The organism is Leifsonia sp. 71-9, assembly GCF_001898805.1.
In the GTDB taxonomy this organism is placed as follows: Bacteria; Actinomycetota; Actinomycetes; order Actinomycetales; family Microbacteriaceae; genus Leifsonia.
On the sequence record NZ_MKVJ01000002.1, the window covers coordinates 129,412 to 146,919 of the forward strand.

The 17,508-nt window shown below is 68.8% G+C and carries 16 protein-coding genes; 9 read left to right on the plus strand and 7 right to left on the minus strand.

Going from position 1 to position 17,508, the window contains the following annotated elements; genetic code table 11:
• The first annotated feature begins 7 nt into the window (after positions 1-7).
• Positions 8-565, plus strand: coding sequence for a R3H domain-containing nucleic acid-binding protein (locus tag BGO91_RS02415; RefSeq protein WP_290471283.1), 558 nt, complete (start codon positions 8-10; stop codon positions 563-565).
• 14 nt (positions 566-579) lie between these two features.
• On the plus strand, positions 580-1,209 hold the full coding sequence (rsmG, locus tag BGO91_RS02420) for a 16S rRNA (guanine(527)-N(7))-methyltransferase RsmG (RefSeq protein ID WP_290471284.1): 630 nt from the start codon (positions 580-582) through the stop codon (positions 1,207-1,209).
• A 238-nt stretch (positions 1,210-1,447) separates the two neighbouring features.
• Here rsmG and BGO91_RS02425 read toward each other — a convergent pair whose 3' ends face one another.
• On the minus strand, positions 1,448-1,855 hold the full coding sequence (locus BGO91_RS02425; protein WP_290471285.1) for a Rid family hydrolase: 408 nt from the start codon (positions 1,853-1,855) through the stop codon (positions 1,448-1,450).
• A gap of 2,418 nt (positions 1,856-4,273) precedes the next feature.
• Between BGO91_RS02425 and BGO91_RS02430 the strand changes: the two genes are divergently transcribed.
• Together BGO91_RS02430 and BGO91_RS02435 are read left to right on the plus strand one after the other, a co-directional pair.
• On the plus strand, positions 4,274-5,191 hold the full coding sequence (locus BGO91_RS02430) for an AAA family ATPase (RefSeq protein WP_290471286.1): 918 nt from the start codon (positions 4,274-4,276) through the stop codon (positions 5,189-5,191).
• Entirely contained in the window at positions 5,191-6,126 is a 936-nt protein-coding gene (locus BGO91_RS02435) for a ParB/RepB/Spo0J family partition protein (protein ID WP_290471287.1), read from the plus strand. The genes BGO91_RS02430 and BGO91_RS02435 overlap by 1 nt, the downstream gene beginning before the upstream one ends.
• A 43-nt stretch (positions 6,127-6,169) precedes the next feature.
• Here BGO91_RS02435 and BGO91_RS02440 read toward each other — a convergent pair whose 3' ends face one another.
• From BGO91_RS02440 to BGO91_RS02465, 6 genes are all read right to left on the minus strand, one after another.
• A complete protein-coding gene (locus BGO91_RS02440; protein WP_290471288.1) occupies positions 6,170-7,135 on the minus strand; it encodes a D-alanine--D-alanine ligase in 966 nt (321 codons plus the stop codon).
• Positions 7,136-7,163: 28 nt separating this feature from the next.
• Positions 7,164-8,486 carry a PLP-dependent aminotransferase family protein gene (locus BGO91_RS02445; RefSeq protein WP_290471289.1) on the minus strand — a complete coding sequence of 441 codons (1,323 nt, stop codon included), beginning with the start codon at positions 8,484-8,486 and terminating at the stop codon, positions 7,164-7,166.
• A gap of 138 nt (positions 8,487-8,624) precedes the next feature.
• On the minus strand, positions 8,625-8,951 hold the full coding sequence (gene trxA / locus BGO91_RS02450) for a thioredoxin (protein ID WP_021763557.1): 327 nt from the start codon (positions 8,949-8,951) through the stop codon (positions 8,625-8,627).
• A gap of 13 nt (positions 8,952-8,964) precedes the next feature.
• On the minus strand, positions 8,965-9,951 hold the full coding sequence (gene trxB / locus BGO91_RS02455) for a thioredoxin-disulfide reductase (protein WP_290471290.1): 987 nt from the start codon (positions 9,949-9,951) through the stop codon (positions 8,965-8,967).
• An 85-nt stretch (positions 9,952-10,036) separates the two neighbouring features.
• On the minus strand, positions 10,037-11,647 hold the full coding sequence (murJ, locus tag BGO91_RS02460; RefSeq protein ID WP_290471291.1) for a murein biosynthesis integral membrane protein MurJ: 1,611 nt from the start codon (positions 11,645-11,647) through the stop codon (positions 10,037-10,039).
• Positions 11,640-14,006, minus strand: a complete 2,367-nt coding sequence (locus BGO91_RS02465) for a DUF6049 family protein (protein ID WP_290471292.1) — start codon at positions 14,004-14,006, stop codon at positions 11,640-11,642. The genes murJ and BGO91_RS02465 overlap by 8 nt, the downstream gene beginning before the upstream one ends.
• 94 nt (positions 14,007-14,100) lie before the next feature.
• Here BGO91_RS02465 and BGO91_RS02470 point away from each other — a divergent pair, with 94 nt between their 5' ends.
• The 5 genes from BGO91_RS02470 (at position 14,101) to rplI (ending at position 17,481) form a co-directional block, all read left to right on the plus strand.
• Complete coding sequence (locus BGO91_RS02470; protein ID WP_290471325.1) at positions 14,101-15,525, plus strand: CCA tRNA nucleotidyltransferase; 1,425 nt, start codon at positions 14,101-14,103, stop codon at positions 15,523-15,525.
• Between the two features lie 272 nt (positions 15,526-15,797).
• On the plus strand, positions 15,798-16,175 hold the full coding sequence (gene rpsF / locus BGO91_RS02475; RefSeq protein ID WP_290471293.1) for a 30S ribosomal protein S6: 378 nt from the start codon (positions 15,798-15,800) through the stop codon (positions 16,173-16,175).
• Positions 16,176-16,179: 4 nt separating this feature from the next.
• A complete protein-coding gene (locus BGO91_RS02480; protein ID WP_290471294.1) occupies positions 16,180-16,689 on the plus strand; it encodes a single-stranded DNA-binding protein in 510 nt (169 codons plus the stop codon).
• Between the two features lie 63 nt (positions 16,690-16,752).
• Positions 16,753-17,016 (plus strand): 30S ribosomal protein S18, encoded by a 264-nt coding sequence (gene rpsR, locus BGO91_RS02485; RefSeq protein WP_018189012.1) that lies wholly within the window; start codon positions 16,753-16,755, stop codon positions 17,014-17,016.
• 12 nt (positions 17,017-17,028) lie between these two features.
• Positions 17,029-17,481 carry a 50S ribosomal protein L9 gene (rplI, locus tag BGO91_RS02490; RefSeq protein WP_021763564.1) on the plus strand — a complete coding sequence of 151 codons (453 nt, stop codon included), beginning with the start codon at positions 17,029-17,031 and terminating at the stop codon, positions 17,479-17,481.
• Positions 17,482-17,508: the final 27 nt, after the last annotated feature.

Sequence of the window (17,508 nt, forward strand, 5' to 3'; positions counted from 1 at the left end):
GACAGCCATGACCGACGTGCAGACCGAGACCACCTCCTCCCCCGCCGACGAGACGGACACCGTGGAGACCGAAGCCGCCGAGGCGTCGACCGCCACCGAGCCGACGGCCGGCGAACTCGACCGCGAGGGCGACATCGCCGCCGACTACATCGAGGAGCTGCTCGACATCGCCGACATCGACGGCGACATCGACATCGACGCCCGCAACGGACGCGCCTACATCTCGGTGAACGCCGAGGACGGCACCAACCTCCAGCTGCTCGCCAAGCCCGAGACCGTCGCCGCGCTGCAGGAGCTCACCCGCCTCGCGGTGCAGAACCAGACCGGCGGATTCTCGCGGCTCATCCTCGACATCGCCGGTTCCCGCGACGCCCGCCAGGCCGAGCTCGGCCAGCTCGTCGCCCGTGCCATCGTGCGGATCGAGGAGGGCGCTGCCGAGGCCGCCCTGCCCCCGATGTCCTCCTACGAGCGCAAGCTCGTGCACGACATCGTCTCCGAGCGCGGCTTCGTGTCGAACTCGCGCGGCGAGGGCCGCGACCGTCACACGGTCATCACCGCTGCCTAGTTCCACGTGAAACCGTGACGGACTCTCTCGAAACCGAGCCGCCCGCAGCCACTGTCCTCTTCGGGGATCAGCTGGATGTTGCGCGAGCGTTCACTGGGAACCTCGCCGCACAGGGTGAGGAGCGCGGCCTGATCGGCCCGCTCGAACTCCCCCGGCTGTGGTCGCGTCACATCCTGAACTGCGCGATCGTCGCCCCCCTGCTCCGCCCCGGAGTCGTGGGCGATATCGGCAGCGGCGCCGGCCTCCCCGGCCTCGTCCTCGCGATCGCGCGCCCGGACGTCTCCTTCGTGCTGATCGAGCCGATGGAGCGCCGCATCGCGTGGCTCAACGAGCAGGTCGACGAACTCGGTCTGTCGAACGTCTCCGTCGTGCGCGCCCGCGCCGAGGAGGCCAAGCTCTCCGCTCCTCTCGACCAGGTCACCGCGCGTGCCGTCAGCGCGTTCCGCAAGCTCCTCCCCCTGACCGCTCCCCTGCTTCGGGATGGCGGCGAGCTCGTCCTCATGAAGGGCGCCGGCGCTCAGGCCGAGGTAGACGCGGCCGCCAAGGAGATGCGCAAGTACAAGGTGCACGACGTCGTCGTCGAGACCCTCGGCGACGGTGTGCTCGACGAGGTCACTCGCGTCATCCGCGCCTCCGTGCGCTGAGTCCGTTCCCGATTTCTCTGTTTTCGGCGCGTTTCGGGCGGATTTTCGGTCGGACGGAAGTTGTCGAGTCGAGCGCAGAATGGCTCTGACAGCGCGGAAGCAGGGTGCTTCGGCGCTGCAGGAGCCATTCTCCGCTCTGTTTCGGCCGAACCGTTCGGCCGAATTCGGACCCGAAATCGCGGGTTTTCGACGATTTCTCGGCTCCGGCTGATTTGCGTCGGGCCGAGTCGGGTCGGTGTCAGTCGACCACGGCCGCCACTGCCTCGATCTCCACGAGCTGATCCTGGTATCCGAGAACGGTCACTCCGAACAGGGTGCTCGGCACATCATGATCGCCGAACGCATCACGCACGACGTCCCATGCGGCCACGAGGTCGGACTGCCGAGTCGAGGCGACGAGCACGCGCGTGCTGATCACATCGGTCAGGGTCGCACCAGCCGCATGCAGTGCCGTCGTCATCGTCTCGACGCACTTCGCAGCCTGTCCCGCATAGTCGCCCACCGCGGCGGTCGAACCATCGGACTCGAGCGGACACGCGCCGGCGAGGAAAATGAGACGCGCATCTTTCGGCGCGGTGGCGGCGTACGCGTACTGCGCGACATCGCTCAGGGCAGACGTTCGGATGAGGTGGACGGCGCTCGGCATGCATCTATCGTGGCATGCCAGAGCGTCGCCGGTCGCCGGAAGTGGCGATTCCGGCGCCGGGTTGGTTGTGGTGCGAGTGTCTCAGTGACGGTGTGGGAGCGGTAAATCAGGATGGCTCGCACCTGGCTTCGGAGTGGGTCTGGGCGTCGCGGGCTCCCCATGCGCTCCCCACAAGTGACCTCCTGACTGAATGAACCCAGACGAGATCCGCCGCGTCGGTCGGGGCTTTTCGTCGGTGCCCGCTGTTCGGGCTGCCGCAGTGTGGCCCGGTGTGAAGGTGTTCGCGGTGTGCGCCCCGGCTGGCGGCAGCGGCGGTCTCTACGGGCCTGGGCCTAGCGGCTATTACAACTGGCGCTCCCCCCATGAGTGTGTGCCGGTGAGTCTTCGCAGCGTGTCCCGTCCATAGTGCTCGAGCTCATGTGTGGGCGCTTGACTCTTTGCGGGATTACCCGCGCCCTCCGGTCGGCGATAGTCCGCCACTCCCACGGACGGTCGACGACACCCTTTCATGTAGAGCTGGCCCCTGCGCGCCGCACCGTGGATTCGCGTCGAGGTGCTTCGGGGGCGATGCCGTTAGCCGCCCGATGACTCCCGCGGTATCGGGATCACGGCGGATACACACGCCGCACTGGCCCGCACGCTGACTAGACGTCGCCACCATCAGGCTCAGTGGCGCGCCGTTTCACGTGAAACGATCTTTGCCGCTGCGAAGATGCGTCGAACTCCTGTTCTGCAGGCAACTTGGACCCTGCAGGTGTTGCTGACCGACACCACCAGCCTGCCGGCATCGCGGCCAGGCCCGCGTCCTCGGCTCTTGGGCTAGGCGAGGCGTCATATGGTCTCGGCCTCGGGCTCGCAGACCATCGTTCCAGTTGAAAGGGTGGTCGTCGCCTGCCCCACAGATCTTGCGCGCCGGTAGCCATTGGACCCGGCGCAGCGTCGCGGGCCCGACACCGCGCGTGTGTTGGCAGCCCGCCCGGCCCCAGTCCAACGGCCGCAGCTAGTGGCGCCGACTGATTCCGACATGGGGCCGTCGTGTTCTGAGCTCCGAGGCCCCAGAGCACCGTTTCACGTGAAACGGTTGCTCCGGCCGGGGAATCCCCGTGCTCCTGTTCTAGCGCCACTACCCCGACTGGCGGCGACGGCCGAGGCCAGAAGCGTGGTCAAGTCCTGCACAGCCCCGTCCTCCCCGGTGCGCGGCAGCGGGAGCATCTGGCCTCGGTCTGCCCACGGCCTAGGCTCCGTGGTCCGCAGCCCGCCGTTTCACGTGAAACGGTGGCCCGCGACCGGGTGGGCTGTACGCCTGTGGTGGGGGCGATCGGACGCTGCTGGGCCGCTGGCTGATAGCGCGTGCCTGCCGATATCCCGCATCCTGGTCAGGCCCGCCGCCCCGGGTGTTCGACTCCGGGGGTGTCTGGCATCGGTCCAGCGGGGGCCTCAGTCCCGCGATCCGAAGCACGCCGTTTCACGTGAAACGATCGCTCGAGACTGGGCTGCCGGCTGGTGCGGTGGGCGCGTCGTTGGCTGGGGGCTTCCATCCTTCTGGCTCTCGCGGGCACCGATGCCGGGTCCCCGGCACCAGCCTGGTGCGACAGGAGAACACGCGAAGCTTCGTCCCGCAGCCCACAGCCCGCAGCACGCGGCTTTACGAGAACTCTCGTCACAGAGTGCGACCGTGCCGAGTTCCTCTGTTTGGCGACATCGGATCTCGCGGACGTTGCTAGCGACGCGCGCGGGTGTTCACGCTCTGCCGGGCTCCCCGGGTCCTCGGTTCGTGGCGCCAACCGCGCCTGACTGTGAACTGATCGGGGTTTCGCCCCGCGGCCCACCAGCCGCTGCATCGCGTGATCGATTGTCTCGAAGTAGGACCACGCCGAACCCCTGCGTGGGCGGCATCGAACCCGGATTTGGGTCGCTTGCCGACGCCAGCCCGTACGTGTGTCCTGCCGGGCCTGCTCTCTCCTGTGTCCGCGAGCAGGGCAAACACACTCGCGCCGCCGAGCGACAGCCCTCCGAGTCGCCCCGCATAGTCACGTGAAACGTTCTCGAGGTTGGCCGCACCGAGGTTCCGAGCCCAACGACTTCCGGTGCCATCCAGCCCGCATTCCAAGCCATCGCCACCGCTCTCGGCCCCGCCCCGTGCAGTGGCCCTCCGCCCAGCGCACAGCTTCGACCACTTCGCCGCCCACAACATCGCCGCCGGGCCACATGCCGTCCCGTTTCAAGTGCCGGCCTCCCCGGGCCGCCCCCACTAGCCGCACCAACCTGCCCCCTCCGAAACCTCCCCCGATTCCCCATCGCACCCCCGGATCCGAAGGACGCGTCAGATGCGCAAGCTAGAGTTGGAACGAGGCGCTTTCGGACGGCGCCGACCCGACCAGACCGGTGCCAGCACCAGATCGAGCGACGAGGTTTCACGTGAAACAACCGGACCAGGATCCGTCCATCGAGGCGGAGAAGCCCGCGTTCGATGAATCGACCCCTCTGGCTCGGGAGATCGAGGATCTGGCGCGCAGGAGGCAAGCGATCGCTGCAACAACCCTTCCCCTTCCTTCGCGTACGCGCGTGTTCACGATCTCCAATCAGAAGGGCGGCGTCGGCAAGACCACCACGGTGGTCAATCTCTCCGCCGCACTGGCGAAATCGGGCGCGCGCGTCCTGGTGATCGACCTGGACCCGCAGGGGAATGCGTCGACGGCGCTGAGTGTGGAGCACCGTGAGGGGACTCCGAGCGTCTACGACGTGATCGTGAACGACAAGGAGCTGGAGGAGGTCATCCAGAAGAGCCCCGAGTTCGACGGGCTGTTCGTGATCCCCGCGACGATCGACCTCGCCGGCGCCGAGATCGAGCTGGTCTCGATGGTCGCCCGCGAGCAGCGCCTGGAGCGCGCGCTCAAGCAGTTCCTCGACGAGTACGACATCGACTACGTCCTGATCGACTGCCCGCCCTCGCTGGGCCTCCTGACGATCAACGCCTTCGTGGCGGCGACCGAGGTGCTGATCCCGATCCAGTGCGAGTACTACGCGCTGGAGGGCCTCAGCCAGCTGCTGAAGAACATCCAGCTGATCGAGCGTCACCTGAACCCGAAGCTCCGGGTCTCGACGATCCTGCTGACGATGTACGACTCGCGCACCAACCTCGCGCACCAGGTCGCCGCTGACGTGCGGGACCACTTCCCCGACGAGGTGCTCGACACCATCATCCCGCGCTCGGTCCGCATCTCGGAGGCCCCGAGCTACGGCCAGAGCGTCATCAGCTACGACGCCAACTCGTCCGGCTCCCTCTCCTACCTCGAGGCGGCCGCCGAAATCGCACGAAGAGGAGTACCCCGCTAATGGCAGCGAAGCGCACCGGACTGGGCCGCGGCATCGGAGCCCTCATCCCCACGTCCGACCAGGCCGCGCGACCCGTCGATGTGTTCTTCCCGGACTCGAGCGCGCCCGCGGCCGAGGAGCTCGTCGCCGTGCCCGGTGCCCGCCTGGCGTACCTCTCCCCCGCCGACATCGTGCCGAACCCCGTGCAGCCGCGCACCGAGTTCGATCAGGAGGCGCTCGAAGAGCTGGTCGCGAGCATCCGGGAGGTGGGTGTGCTGCAGCCGGTGGTCGTGCGTCCGCTCGCCGGGCAGACCGACAAGTACGAGCTCATCATGGGCGAGCGCCGCCTGCGCGCCACGAAGGAGCTCGGCCTCGCCAACATCCCGGCGGTCATCAAAGACACCGCCGACGACGCGATGCTCCGCGATGCCCTGCTCGAGAACCTGCACCGCTCGCAGCTGAACCCGCTCGAAGAAGCGTCGGCCTACCAGCAGCTCCTCGCGGACTTCGGCATCACCCAGGAGGAGCTGGCGACCCGGATCGGACGCTCGCGCCCCCAGATCACGAACACGATCCGCCTCCTGAAGCTGCCGGCCCCGGTCCAGAGCCGCGTGGCGGCGGGAGTCCTCAGCGCCGGCCACGCTCGTGCGATCCTCTCCCTCGGTGAGGGCGAGGAGGCGATGGTGAAGCTCGCCGACAAGATCGTCAACGAGGACCTCTCGGTGCGCGCCGCGGAGGCCGTCGCGAGCAAGGCCCCCAAGCCCGCGCGCTCGAAAGCGACACCCGGCAAGCACCGGGGACACCTGGACGAGATCGCGGAGAAGCTCGGCGACCGCCTGAACACCCGCGTCAAGATCACGCTCGGCGCGCGCAAGGGCCAGATCGTGGTGGACTTCGCCACCATCCAGGACCTCAACCGCATCCTCGACGAGATCGGCCAGCCCAGCTACAGCTGAGGCAGCGGGCCGGCCGATCCGCCCGGAGTACGGGCGCGGGAGGCTATCCCTCGGCGATCGCGGCGACCGCGAGGGCGGCGTACACGTCGCCGAGATCGCGGCCCGATGCGGCGATCGCCTGCGGCATGATCGAGGTCTCCGTCAGCCCCGGGAGCACGTTCGCCTCCAGGAACCACGGCACGCCCGCGTCGTCGACGATCAGGTCGATACGCGAGAGATGCCGCAGGCCCAGCGCGGTGTGGGCGGTGGAGGCGGCCTGGGCGACGGCCTCGGCGACCTCCGCGGACAGCCGGGCCGGCACGTAGAAACGGGTCTCCCCCGCGTTGTACCGCGCATCGAAGGTGTACTCGCCGTCGACCGGCTCGATCTCCACCGCGGGCAGCGCCTCGGCGCCGTCACCGGTGTCGATCACGGCGACCGACACCTCCACACCCTCGACCTTGCGCTCGATGAGCGCGACCTCGGAGTACGTGTAGGCGTCCACCATCGCGCGCGGAAGCTCCTCCGCGGTCGTGACGATCGTGACGCCCTGCGCCGAGCCGCCCTGAGCGGGCTTGACGACCACGGGCATCCCGAGACCCTCGATGATCGTGGCCAGCACGCTGTTGGCCCCGAGCTCCCGGAAGGTCTCCTTGGGCAGCGTCACAGCATCCGGGGTCGAGACGCCGGCGCGCGCGACCACCGTCTTCGCGGTGGGCTTGGACCACGCCAGGCGGGACGCGTCGGTGCGGGAGCCGACGAACGGGATGCCGGTGAGCTCGAGGAGCGCACGCAGCGCGCCGTCCTCGCCGCTCGCCCCGTGCAGGGCCGGCCAGACGACATCCGGGCGCGACTCGGTCAGGAACCCGAGCAGAGCGCTGTCCGGCTCGCGGACGCTCACCCGGTGGCCGAGGGAGTTGAGCCCGTCCGCGACCCGGCGTCCGCTGCGCAGCGAGATGTCCCGCTCGTGCGAGATCCCCCCGGCGAGCACGACGATCTCCAGGGCTTCGGAGGCTTCTTTTTCTGCCATGATCAGCTCTTTCTCGTTCTGCGTGCGCTCAGCGCAGGTCGGTCGGCGGGTTGGCGCTGGTCCGGTTGGTGCGCGCTGCGGTGAGCGGGCCGGTGCCGGCGAAGGTGTCGAGCAGATCCTGTTCGCCGTTGATCACATTGGCGAGTCGGCGGATCCCGACCCGGATGTTCTCCGGGGTCGGATAGCAGAACGAGAGGCGGATGTTCTGGGCACCCGACCCGTCGGCGTAGAAGGCGGTGCCGGGCGTGTAGGCGACGAGCTCGGTGACGGCGCGCGGGAGCATCGCCTTCGAGTCGAGGTGCGACGGCAGGGTCAGCCAGACGTAGAAGCCGCCGTTGGGATTCGTCCAGCTCAGCTCGGGCAGGTGCTCCTCCAGCGCGGAGATCATCGCCTCCTTGCGCTCCCGGTACACCCCGCGGAACGTGTCGATCTGACCCTTCCAGTCGGCGTCGCGCAGGTACTCCGAAATCACCAGCTGGCTGAACGAGCTCGGGCTCAGCACCGCGGCCTCGTTGGCCAGGATGAGCTTCTCCCGGATGGCGTGCGGCGCGAGAGCCCAGCCCACCCGGAACCCGGGGGCGAGCGTCTTCGAGAACGTGCCGAGGTAGACGACGCCCTCCTTCTCGACCGAGCGCATCGCCGCCGGCGGACGCTCGCCGAAGTAGAGCAGGCCGTACGGGTTGTCCTCGAGCACCAGGATGTCGTTCTCCCGCGCGATCTCGAGGATCTCGAGGCGGCGCTCCCACGACAGCGTCACGCCGGCGGGGTTGTGGAACGTCGGCACCGTGTAGAGGAACTTCACCCGGCGTCCCGCGGTCTTCAGGCGTGCGATGTGCTCGCGCAGCGCCTGCGGGATGAGCCCGTGCTCGTCCATCGGCACGTGGTCGACCTCGGCCTGGTACGACCGGAAGATGACCATCGCGGTGACGTAGCTCGGCCCCTCGGCGAGGACGACGTCTCCCGGATCGATGAAGAGCTTGCTGAAGAGCTCCAACGCGTGCTGCGACCCCGTCGTGATGACGACGTCGTCCGCGCTGCCGCTGATGCCCTCCAGTGCCATCACATCGAGGATCTGCTCGCGCAGCGCCGGGACGCCCTGACCGGAACCGTACTGGAGGGCGACGGGGCCCTGCTCGCGCATGACGCGATCCATCGCCCCGACGACGAGATCCTCCGGCAGTGCGGCGACGTAGGGCATGCCACCGGCCAGCGAGACCACCTCGGGGCGGCTGGCGACGGCGAACAGGGCTCGGACCTCACTGGCGGCCAGGCCGCTGGTGCGCTGCGCGTAGTGGCTGTACCACGGGTCCAGATTGTTGCCCCGCTGCGGCGGGATGCCCTGTTCGGTCACGAGTCATTCCATTTCTAGTGGCGTTTAGTCATGCTATTTGGGTGGTGCGCCCTGCGGAAAATCCACGGGGTGCGGCGGATACGAAAAAGACCCGCCCGGCGGGTGAGCGCCGGACGGGTCTGCGAAGAGGCTGGTCGGCTACGCGAGGTAGGCGGCCAGGTCGGCTTCGAGAGCGGGCTTCGGCTTGGCGCCGATGACGGTCTTGACGACCTCTCCGCCCTGGTAGACCTTCATCGCGGGGATGGAGGTGATCTGGTACTTCGCAGCGGTCTGCGGGTTCTCGTCGACATTGAGCTTGACGATCTCGATCTTGTCGGAGTGCTCCGCCGCGATCTGGTCGAGGATCGGGCCGACGGCGCGACACGGGCCGCACCACTCTGCCCAGAAGTCCACGAGGATGGTCTTCTCGTTGTTGAGGACGTCCTGCTCGAACGTCGCGTCCGTGACCGAACGTGCTGCTGACATTGTCTGTTTCTCCTTAGACGGTGGTCGAGAGTGAAAGGTCGCTGGAGGCGGGCTCGACCGCCTTCTCCAGCAGGTTCTGGGGGAGCGACGCGAGGAAGTGCTCCGCGTCGAGTGCGGCGACGGTCCCCGACGCCGCAGCCGTGACGGCCTGACGGTAGGTCGGGTCGATCACGTCGCCCGCGGCGAAGACGCCGGGGAGGTTGGTCTTCGACGTGCGCCCGTCGACCGCGATGGTGCCCTCGGCCGTGAGGTCGAGCTGACCGTGGACGAGGTGGACGCGGGGGTCGTTGCCGATCGCGATGAAGAGGCCCTGGAGCTCCAGCTCGCTCTCCGCGCCGGTCTCGAGGTTGCGCAGCTTCACGTGCTGCACCTGCTCGCTGCCGCCGATGCCGACGACCTCCGAGTTCCAGACGAACTCGATCTTCTCGTTGGCGAACGCGCGGTCCTGCATGATCTTGGAGGCGCGGAGGCTGTCGCGACGGTGGATGACGTACACCTTGTCCGCGAAGCGGGTGAGGAAGTTGGCCTCCTCCATCGCGGAGTCGCCGCCGCCGACGACGGCGATCGTGCGCTCGCGGAAGAAGAACCCGTCGCAGGTGGCGCACCACGAGACACCGTGGCCGGACAGACGCTCCTCGTCCTCCAGGCCCAGCTTGCGGTACGCGGAACCGGTGGCGAAGATCACGGACAGGGCCTCGTGCACGGCACCGGAGCCGAGCGTGACGGTCTTGACCTCGCCCGTCAGGTCGACCGAGACGACGTCGTCGAGCACGACCTCCGTGCCGAACTTCTCAGCCTGGGCCTGCATCTTGAACATGAGGTCGGGGCCCATGATCCCGTCGGGGAATCCGGGGAAGTTCTCGACCTCGGTGGTGTTCATCAGCTCACCGCCGGCCTCGACGGAGGAGGCGATCAGCAGCGGCTTCAGGTTGGCGCGGGCCGCATAGATGGCCGCGGTGTAACCGGCAGGGCCGGAACCGATGATGATGATCTGCCGCACGGCGGAACTCCTTGACTGTCTGCAGTGCCCCCGGGACCGGAGGCACCGACGTGTAGAACACATCCTAGGCGGATGGTATTCCGTGTCACCCGCTGTGTGGAGTTCGGCGCCGAAGCCGCTCGAGGATTGGTCCGACTCCCGCTTCCAGATCGCTGGAGCGGAAGATCGCGAGGAATCCGACGTACACGATGAGCATGACGACGCCCACGATCGCGGACGACACGACCGCCCCCACGATGCCGCTCACCGGGAACGCTCCCGGCTCCACTCCCCCGAGCAGTACGAGGAATCCCGCGCCGGCGATCATGGCGGCGAGACCGGCCAGCAGGAACCGCCACAGTCCGCTCGCGATGCGACGGCCGTCCACTCCGCCCACACGCCGCCGCAGGAGGGCGAACGCGAGCACCGCCTGGATGACGCTCGCGAGCGACACGACGAGGGCCACAGCGGCCGCACGCAGCTCGGGGCCGACGGCGAAGCAGGCGAGCACGCCGGCGATGATGACGACCACCTGCGCCAGCGTGAACAGGAACGGGGTGCGGGTGTCGCCCAGCGAGTAGAAGGCGCGCTGCGCCATGAACACGAGGGAGAAGGGGACGAGTCCGACGAGGTAGGCGATGAGCACGAGACCCATCGCCTGGTAGCTGGACGTGAACACGCGGGCGATCGGGAAGGCGACGACGATCAGGGCGGCCGACGAGAACACGATGAGGAACATGATCGAGCGGGATGCGCTGGAGAAGTCCCTCCGGAAGTCCCCCACCGCCCCTCGCTGGGCGTGCTCGGCCATCCGCGTGTAGTAGGCGGTCACGATCGACACCGCGATGATGCCGTGCGGGAGCATGAAGATCAGCCACGCGTTGTTCATGACGAACGATCCCGCGAAGTCCGGACCGGCCGAGTTGGAGACGTTCATCTCGATGACGCCGGCGATCTGGGTCGCGATGAGCATCCCGAACGTCCAGCCGGCGGCCTTGCCCGCGCTCCCCAGGTTGACGCCGCGCCAGCCGAAGTCGAATCGGAACTTCAGCCCGATCCGGCGCCAGAACAGGAAGAGCACGAGGGCCTGCACGGCGATGCCCAGCGTCGCACCGCCCGCTAGGAGCGCGATCATCCCGAACGACCAGCTGCCGTGCGGGTTGCCCGACTTCGAGTACGCCCCGAACAGCAGGATGAAGACGCCGAGCATGACGATGGCCACCACGTTGTTCAGCACGGGCGCCCAGGTGAACGGGCCGAACGACTTGCGCGCGTTGAGCACTTCGCCGAGCAGGGTGTAGAGGCCGAGGAAGAAGATCTGGGGCAGCGACCAGTAGGCGAACGCCGTCGCGAGCTGCACCTGGTCCTGGTGGAGGCCGTACAGGCTGATCAGGAGCGGGGCGCCCAGGGTCGCGACGAGCGCGACGCCCGCGAACACGACCATCCCGAGCGTGACGAGCTTGTTGATGTACGCCCGGCCGCCGTCCGCATTGACCGAGGCCCGCACGATCTGCGGCACCAGGATGGCGTTCAGGATGCCCTGGGCGATGATCGCGTACAGGCTGTTGGGCAGGTTCGTGGCCGTGCCGTAGGCGTTGGCCGCGATGCTGATGGCGCCGATGGCCTGCACCAGCAGCCACGCCTTCGCGAACCCGAGGATGCGCGAGACGAAGGTCCCCGAGGCGAGCATGGCGCTGGCGCGCCCGATGCTAGCCACGCGGGCCGTCCTCCGGTGCCGGCGGGTCGGGTGGTGCGGTGGGTCCGGCGGGTGCGGCGGGTGCGGGTGGATCGGCGGGCGGTGCGGCGCCGGTGTCGGCGGTCTCGGCGGGCTCTGTGGTGGAGGCGTCGGCGACCGCGCCCTCGTCCGCCGTCTCGGCCGGAGCCTCCCCGTCGCCCTCCTGCCGCTCCCGCCGGCGGCGCAGGATGTTGCGCACGATGCCGAAGCCGAACAGCAGCACGAGCAGGACGCCCAGGATGAGGGCGCCGATACCCTCCCAATCGGCGTGCACATCCACGGTGACCGAGGTCGGGTCCCCGATCGGGACGCCGGTGGGGCTGTAGAGACGCAGCGACAGCACGACCTGCCCGTTGCCCACCTTGGCCTTGACCGGGACGAGCACCGTCGCCCGGGAGTCCTGCGGGATGCGCTTCGTCGCGGTGTCGTCGATCTCGAGGCGGCTGTTCGAGGGCGCCGCGGTGAGGGCGATGGTCGCCGCCTCGCCGGTGAGCTCGTTGCTGACCGTGAACGGGATGGATCCCTGCGCGCTGACGAGGTTGATGTTCTCGGTCGGCAGGATGCGGATGGAGTGGAGCGTCTTCACCGTCGACTTCTGGGACTCGGCGACCGCGGCCGACCAGTCCGTGCGGGGGTTCTGCCACGACACGGCGAGGAGGGTCAGCAGCTGGGCGCGCACCCGGCCGGTGAGCGTCTCGGGTGCGTCCAGAACCGACGAGAAGGCGCCGAGCGAGGTCTCGTCGGCGAGCAGCGCGCGGATCGAGTCGATGCGCGTCTGGGACTCGGGAGCGTCGGTGAGCGTGAGTCCGCTCGTCGGCGACGCCGACTTCACGGAGACCAGCGTCGAGGGCGTCGCCCACGGCGACGAGAACAGCGCGTCGAGGGTGCGCTTGAGCTGGGTGCCGCTCGACGGCCACGAGCGGTCGAGGCCGATGAGCAGGTGCCGCGTGTCGCCTCCCTCGGCGGTGATCAGCTGCAGCTGGGCGTTGAGCTTGCCCATGGCGGTGTTCCAGGCGACGTCGCTCGGCGCGGAGATCGCCGAACGCAGCGCGTCGGAGAGTCTCTGGTCCGACGCGACCACGCTGCTGCCCGCCGACGTCACGGCAGCGTTGGGCGTGGAGTCCAGATCGGCCGCGTTGGTGTTGTCCCCGGAGACGATCACGGTCGAGAGGCCGGCCGCGGCGAGCGGTGCGAGGTCGGCCGCGCGGGCCGTCTTGTCACCCGGCCACGCGATGCCCTCGAGCGAGAAGTCCCAGGCGGTCAGGCCCGCGAGGGTCGGGAGCGTCGGCCCCGAGGTCGGGGTCGGCGTCGGGGTGGGGGCCGTTCCGCCGGAGGTCGCCGTCGTGGCGGGGGCGACGGGCTCGCCGATCGAGGTCGGCGTCGGGGAGAAGTTCTTCGGGTCGATGGCGTAGACGAAGGAGGTCGGTGCGAGGGGGGCGGTCGTGCCCGCCTGGATCTGACCGGTCGGATCGGCATCGGCGTAACCGAGTGAGAAGGTTTCGTTGGGGAGGATCGCCAGACGGCTCAGCCAGTCCACGGCGGTGGGCGGCGCGGCATTCCCGAGGGCGCGGATCGACGCGATGATCATCGGGTCGATCCCGAGCGTGACCGCGCTGTGCCCCTCCAGCCCGTCGAGGTCGCGGGTGAGGACGCCGTTCGGCGCCGTGTAGGTCGCGAGGTCGGCCGCGGAGATGAGGCCGTCCGAGGTGGAGGGGCTCACGATCGGCATCACGACCCCGACGCTCGATCGTGTCCCCGTCTCGGCCGCACTCCAGACCACGGATCCGCGGGCGTCGGTGTGATCGTCCCCCGTCGTGACCGTCGCGCCGATCCCGAAGACCGCCGAGTCCGGACGCGTGCCGAACGGGACGGCCGCGGCGGGGACGGTGACGCGCACGACCGTGCTGGTCCCGCTCTCGAGCAGCGGGAGGGTCGCCTCCCCGAGAGCCGTCGCTCCGGCGACCGGGTCCGCAGAGCCGAGCCAGTCCGTGAGCGCGCCGCGGGAGGTCATCGGGCGCGGATCGAACCAGACCGACACCGACCCCGTGGTGACGGGCGAATCCGTCGGGTTGGAGACGGTGACCGAGACAGTGAGGTCTTGACCGGTCGCCAGCACGCCCGCGTTGTCGGTCGTGACGCTCGCCGTGAGCCCGGAGTCGGAGTCGGCTGCGGCGACCGTCAGCGCCGCGGGTTCCTTCGCGGTCGTGGCGGCTGTGGCCGCTGCCGGAGTCCCGGCGAGCAGTGCGATCGCGCCCGCGAACGCGGCGATCACGATCGCGACGCGCCCGGTCGCACGCCGGTGACGGGCACCCCGGAGGAGGGTGGGGTCGGCTGCGCTCATGCGACGACGCGCGATCCCGGCTCGGCCTCCATGACGACGATTCTAGATGCCACCCCCTGAGAGGCCGGCGAGCACGCCCGTAAACTGGATGACCATGCAGAGCGTCGCCGAATCCCTCGAACGTCTCGGCGACCTCGCGGCATCGCCCACGGTCGCCCGAGTCGCCTCCCTCTTCGCGGCGGCGGGCTACGAGCTCTCGCTCGTCGGCGGCCCCGTGCGCGACGCCCTGCTCGGGCGCGCCGTGCACGACCTCGACTTCACCACGGACGCCCGCCCCGACGACATCCTGAAGGTCCTCTCCCCCCACGCGGACGCGGTGTGGGACATCGGTCGTCAGTTCGGAACGATCGGCGCCCGCTTCGGGGACGACACGGTCGAGATCACGACCTATCGCAGCGACAGCTACGACGGCGAGACGCGCAAGCCCGACGTCGTCTTCGGCGATTCGCTCGAGGGCGACCTCCTGCGCCGCGATTTCACCGTGAACGCGCTCGCCCTGCGGGTGCCGGAGGTGCGTCTCGTCGATCCGTCGGGCGGGGTCGAGCACCTCATGGAGCGGATCATCACCACCCCGTCGAGCCCCGAGATCTCGTTCGGGGACGACCCGCTCCGGATGCTGCGGGCCGCGCGCTTCGCCGCGCAGCTCGGCTTCGCGGTGGACGACGCGACGGTCGACGCGATGACGCGGATGGCCGAGCGCATCCGCATCGTCAGCGCGGAGCGCGTGCGCGACGAGCTCACCAAGCTGTTGTGCGCCGACGACCCGCGGCCCGGCATCGAACTCCTGGTGCAGACGGGGCTCGCCGACGAGGTGCTGCCCGAGGTGCCGGCGCTGCGGCTCGAGGTCGACGAGCACCACCATCACAAGGACGTCTACCAGCACAGCCTCACCGTGCTGGAGCAGGCCATCGGCTACGAGAAGGAGCGGCACCCGGGCGAGGCGCCCGACCTCGTGCTGCGTCTCGCCGCCATCCTCCACGACATCGGCAAGCCAGCCACGCGCCGCTTCGAGCCGGGGGGCGCCGTCAGCTTCTACCACCACGACGTCGTCGGGGCGAAGCTGGCCAAGAAGAGGCTGACCGCGCTCCGCTTCGACAAGGCCACCGTCGAGGCCGTCGCGCGCCTGATCGAGCTGCACCTCCGTTTCTTCGGCTACGCCGACGCGAGCTGGACCGACTCGGCCGTTCGCCGCTACGTGCGTGACGCCGGGGCGCAGCTCGAGCGCCTCCACATGCTCACCAGGGCTGACGTGACGACCCGCAACCGGCGCAAGGCCGACCGGCTGGGCTTCGCCTACGACGACCTCGAGCAGCGCATCCGCGAGCTCCAGGAGCAGGAGGAGCTGGACGCGGTGCGTCCGGATCTCGACGGTCAGCAGGTCATGAGCATCCTGGGGATCGCGCCCGGGCGCGAGGTCGGGCAGGCGATGAAGTTCCTCCTGGAGCTGCGGCTCGACGAGGGTCCGCTGGGCGAAGAGGAGGCGACGCGCCGCCTGCTCGCGTGGTGGGCGGAACGCTGAGGCTCTGAGCCCTCCACAGAACACGGCTGCGTCGAGTTCTCCACGGATCTTCGCGCACCCGCACGAGCTCGTGACGCGGCGGCGATGCTGAGGGCATGACGAACCTCCTCGACTCCCCCGCCACCGTCGCCCACGCTCCCGGCTGGCGTGTTCCTGCCCCGTCCGGTACCATTGGAAAGTTGCCTGGGCAGAACTCTGCCCGCACAACCGATGTACAACCCTCCTGCTGCAGAACGTCTGCAGCCGCTGAGACCAAGGGAGGTGGGTTAGTCATGCATCAGTACGAGCTGATGGTCATCCTCGATCCAGAGATCGATGAGCGCACCGTTGCTCCCAGCCTTGACAAGTTCCTCAATGTCGTTCGCAACGACGGTGGAACCATCGACAGCGTCGACATCTGGGGTCGCCGTCGCCTGGCTTACGAGATCAACAAGAAGTCCGAGGGCATCTACGCGGTCGTTCAGCTGACCGCGACCGGTGACACCACCAAGGAGCTCGACCGCCAGCTGAAGCTCAGCGAGGCCGTCATGCGCACCAAGGTCCTCCGCGCTGAGGAGGCGATCGCTCAGGTCGCCGCCGCTCAGAAGCGCGCCGACGAGAAGGCTGCCCGCAAGGCCGCCTCCGCCGGCACCGAGAAGGCCGGCGCCTAGTCCCATGGCCGGCGAGACCGTCATCACCGTGGTGGGCAACCTCACGGCCGACCCCGAGCTGCGTTACACGCAGAACGGGCTGGCCGTCGCCAACTTCACCATCGCGTCCACTCCGCGCACGTTCGACCGTCAGGCGAACGACTGGAAGGACGGTGAGGCCCTGTTCCTCCGGGCGAGCGTCTGGCGTGAATTCGCCGAGCACGTCGCGGGCTCGCTGACCAAGGGGTCCCGTGTCATCGCTCAGGGGCGGCTCAAGCAGCGCTCCTACGAGACGAAGGAAGGCGAGAAGCGCACCTCGATCGAGCTCGAGATCGATGAGATCGGGCCGTCGCTGCGCTACGCCACCGCTCAGGTGACCCGTGCTCAGTCGTCCGGTCGCGCACCGGGTGGATTCGGTGGAGGCGCTCCTGCCGCCGTCGAAGAGCCCTGGGCCGCCTCCGCCCCCGCGGACCCGTCCGCGGGCGCCGACGTCTGGAACACTCCGGGTTCCTACAACGACGAGACCCCCTTCTAAGGGCCCTCTTACATTCATCAGCCCTCCCGGCGCGGCCGGGGCGGGCAGAAAGCAAAGGAAATCATGGCTGGAAAGTCGAGCGGCGACCGCCGCAAGCCGATCCGCAAGGGCAAGGACGGCAAGAACGCCGCCCCCGCGAAGTCCGTTCGCGTCGGAGTCATTGACTACAAGGACGTCGCAACCCTGCGCAAGTTCATCTCGGAGCGTGGAAAGATCCGCGCCCGCCGCATCACCGGTGTCTCCGTCCAGGAGCAGCGCCTGATCGCCCGCGCAGTCAAGAACGCGCGCGAGATGGCACTTCTCCCCTACGCCGGCTCGGGCCGTTAAGGAGATCCCCCCATGTCGAAAGTTATTCTGACGCACGAGGTCACTGGCCTCGGCTCGGCCGGTGACGTCGTCGACGTCAAGAACGGCTACGCGCGCAACTACCTCGTCCCGCAGGGCTTCGCGATCGCGTGGTCGCGCGGTGGCGAGAAGCAGGTCGAGCAGATCAAGGCGGCTCGCGCCGCTCGTGAGCTGCACACCGTCGAGCAGGCCCAGGACCTCAAGGCCAAGCTCGAGGCGACCAAGGTCAAGCTGGTCGTCAAGGCCGGCCGCGAGGGTCGTCTGTTCGGCTCCGTCAAGACCGGCGATGTCGCCGACGCCGTCAAGGCGGCGGGCATCGGCGAGCTCGACAAGCGCAAGATCGAGCTCCCCAACGCGATCAAGGTCGTCGGCGACCACGAGGCGACCGTGCGTCTGCACGACGACCTCTCGGCCGTCATCACCCTGCAGGTGGTCGCTGCCAAGTAGGCGACGAAGAGAAGTCAGTGTAGCGGC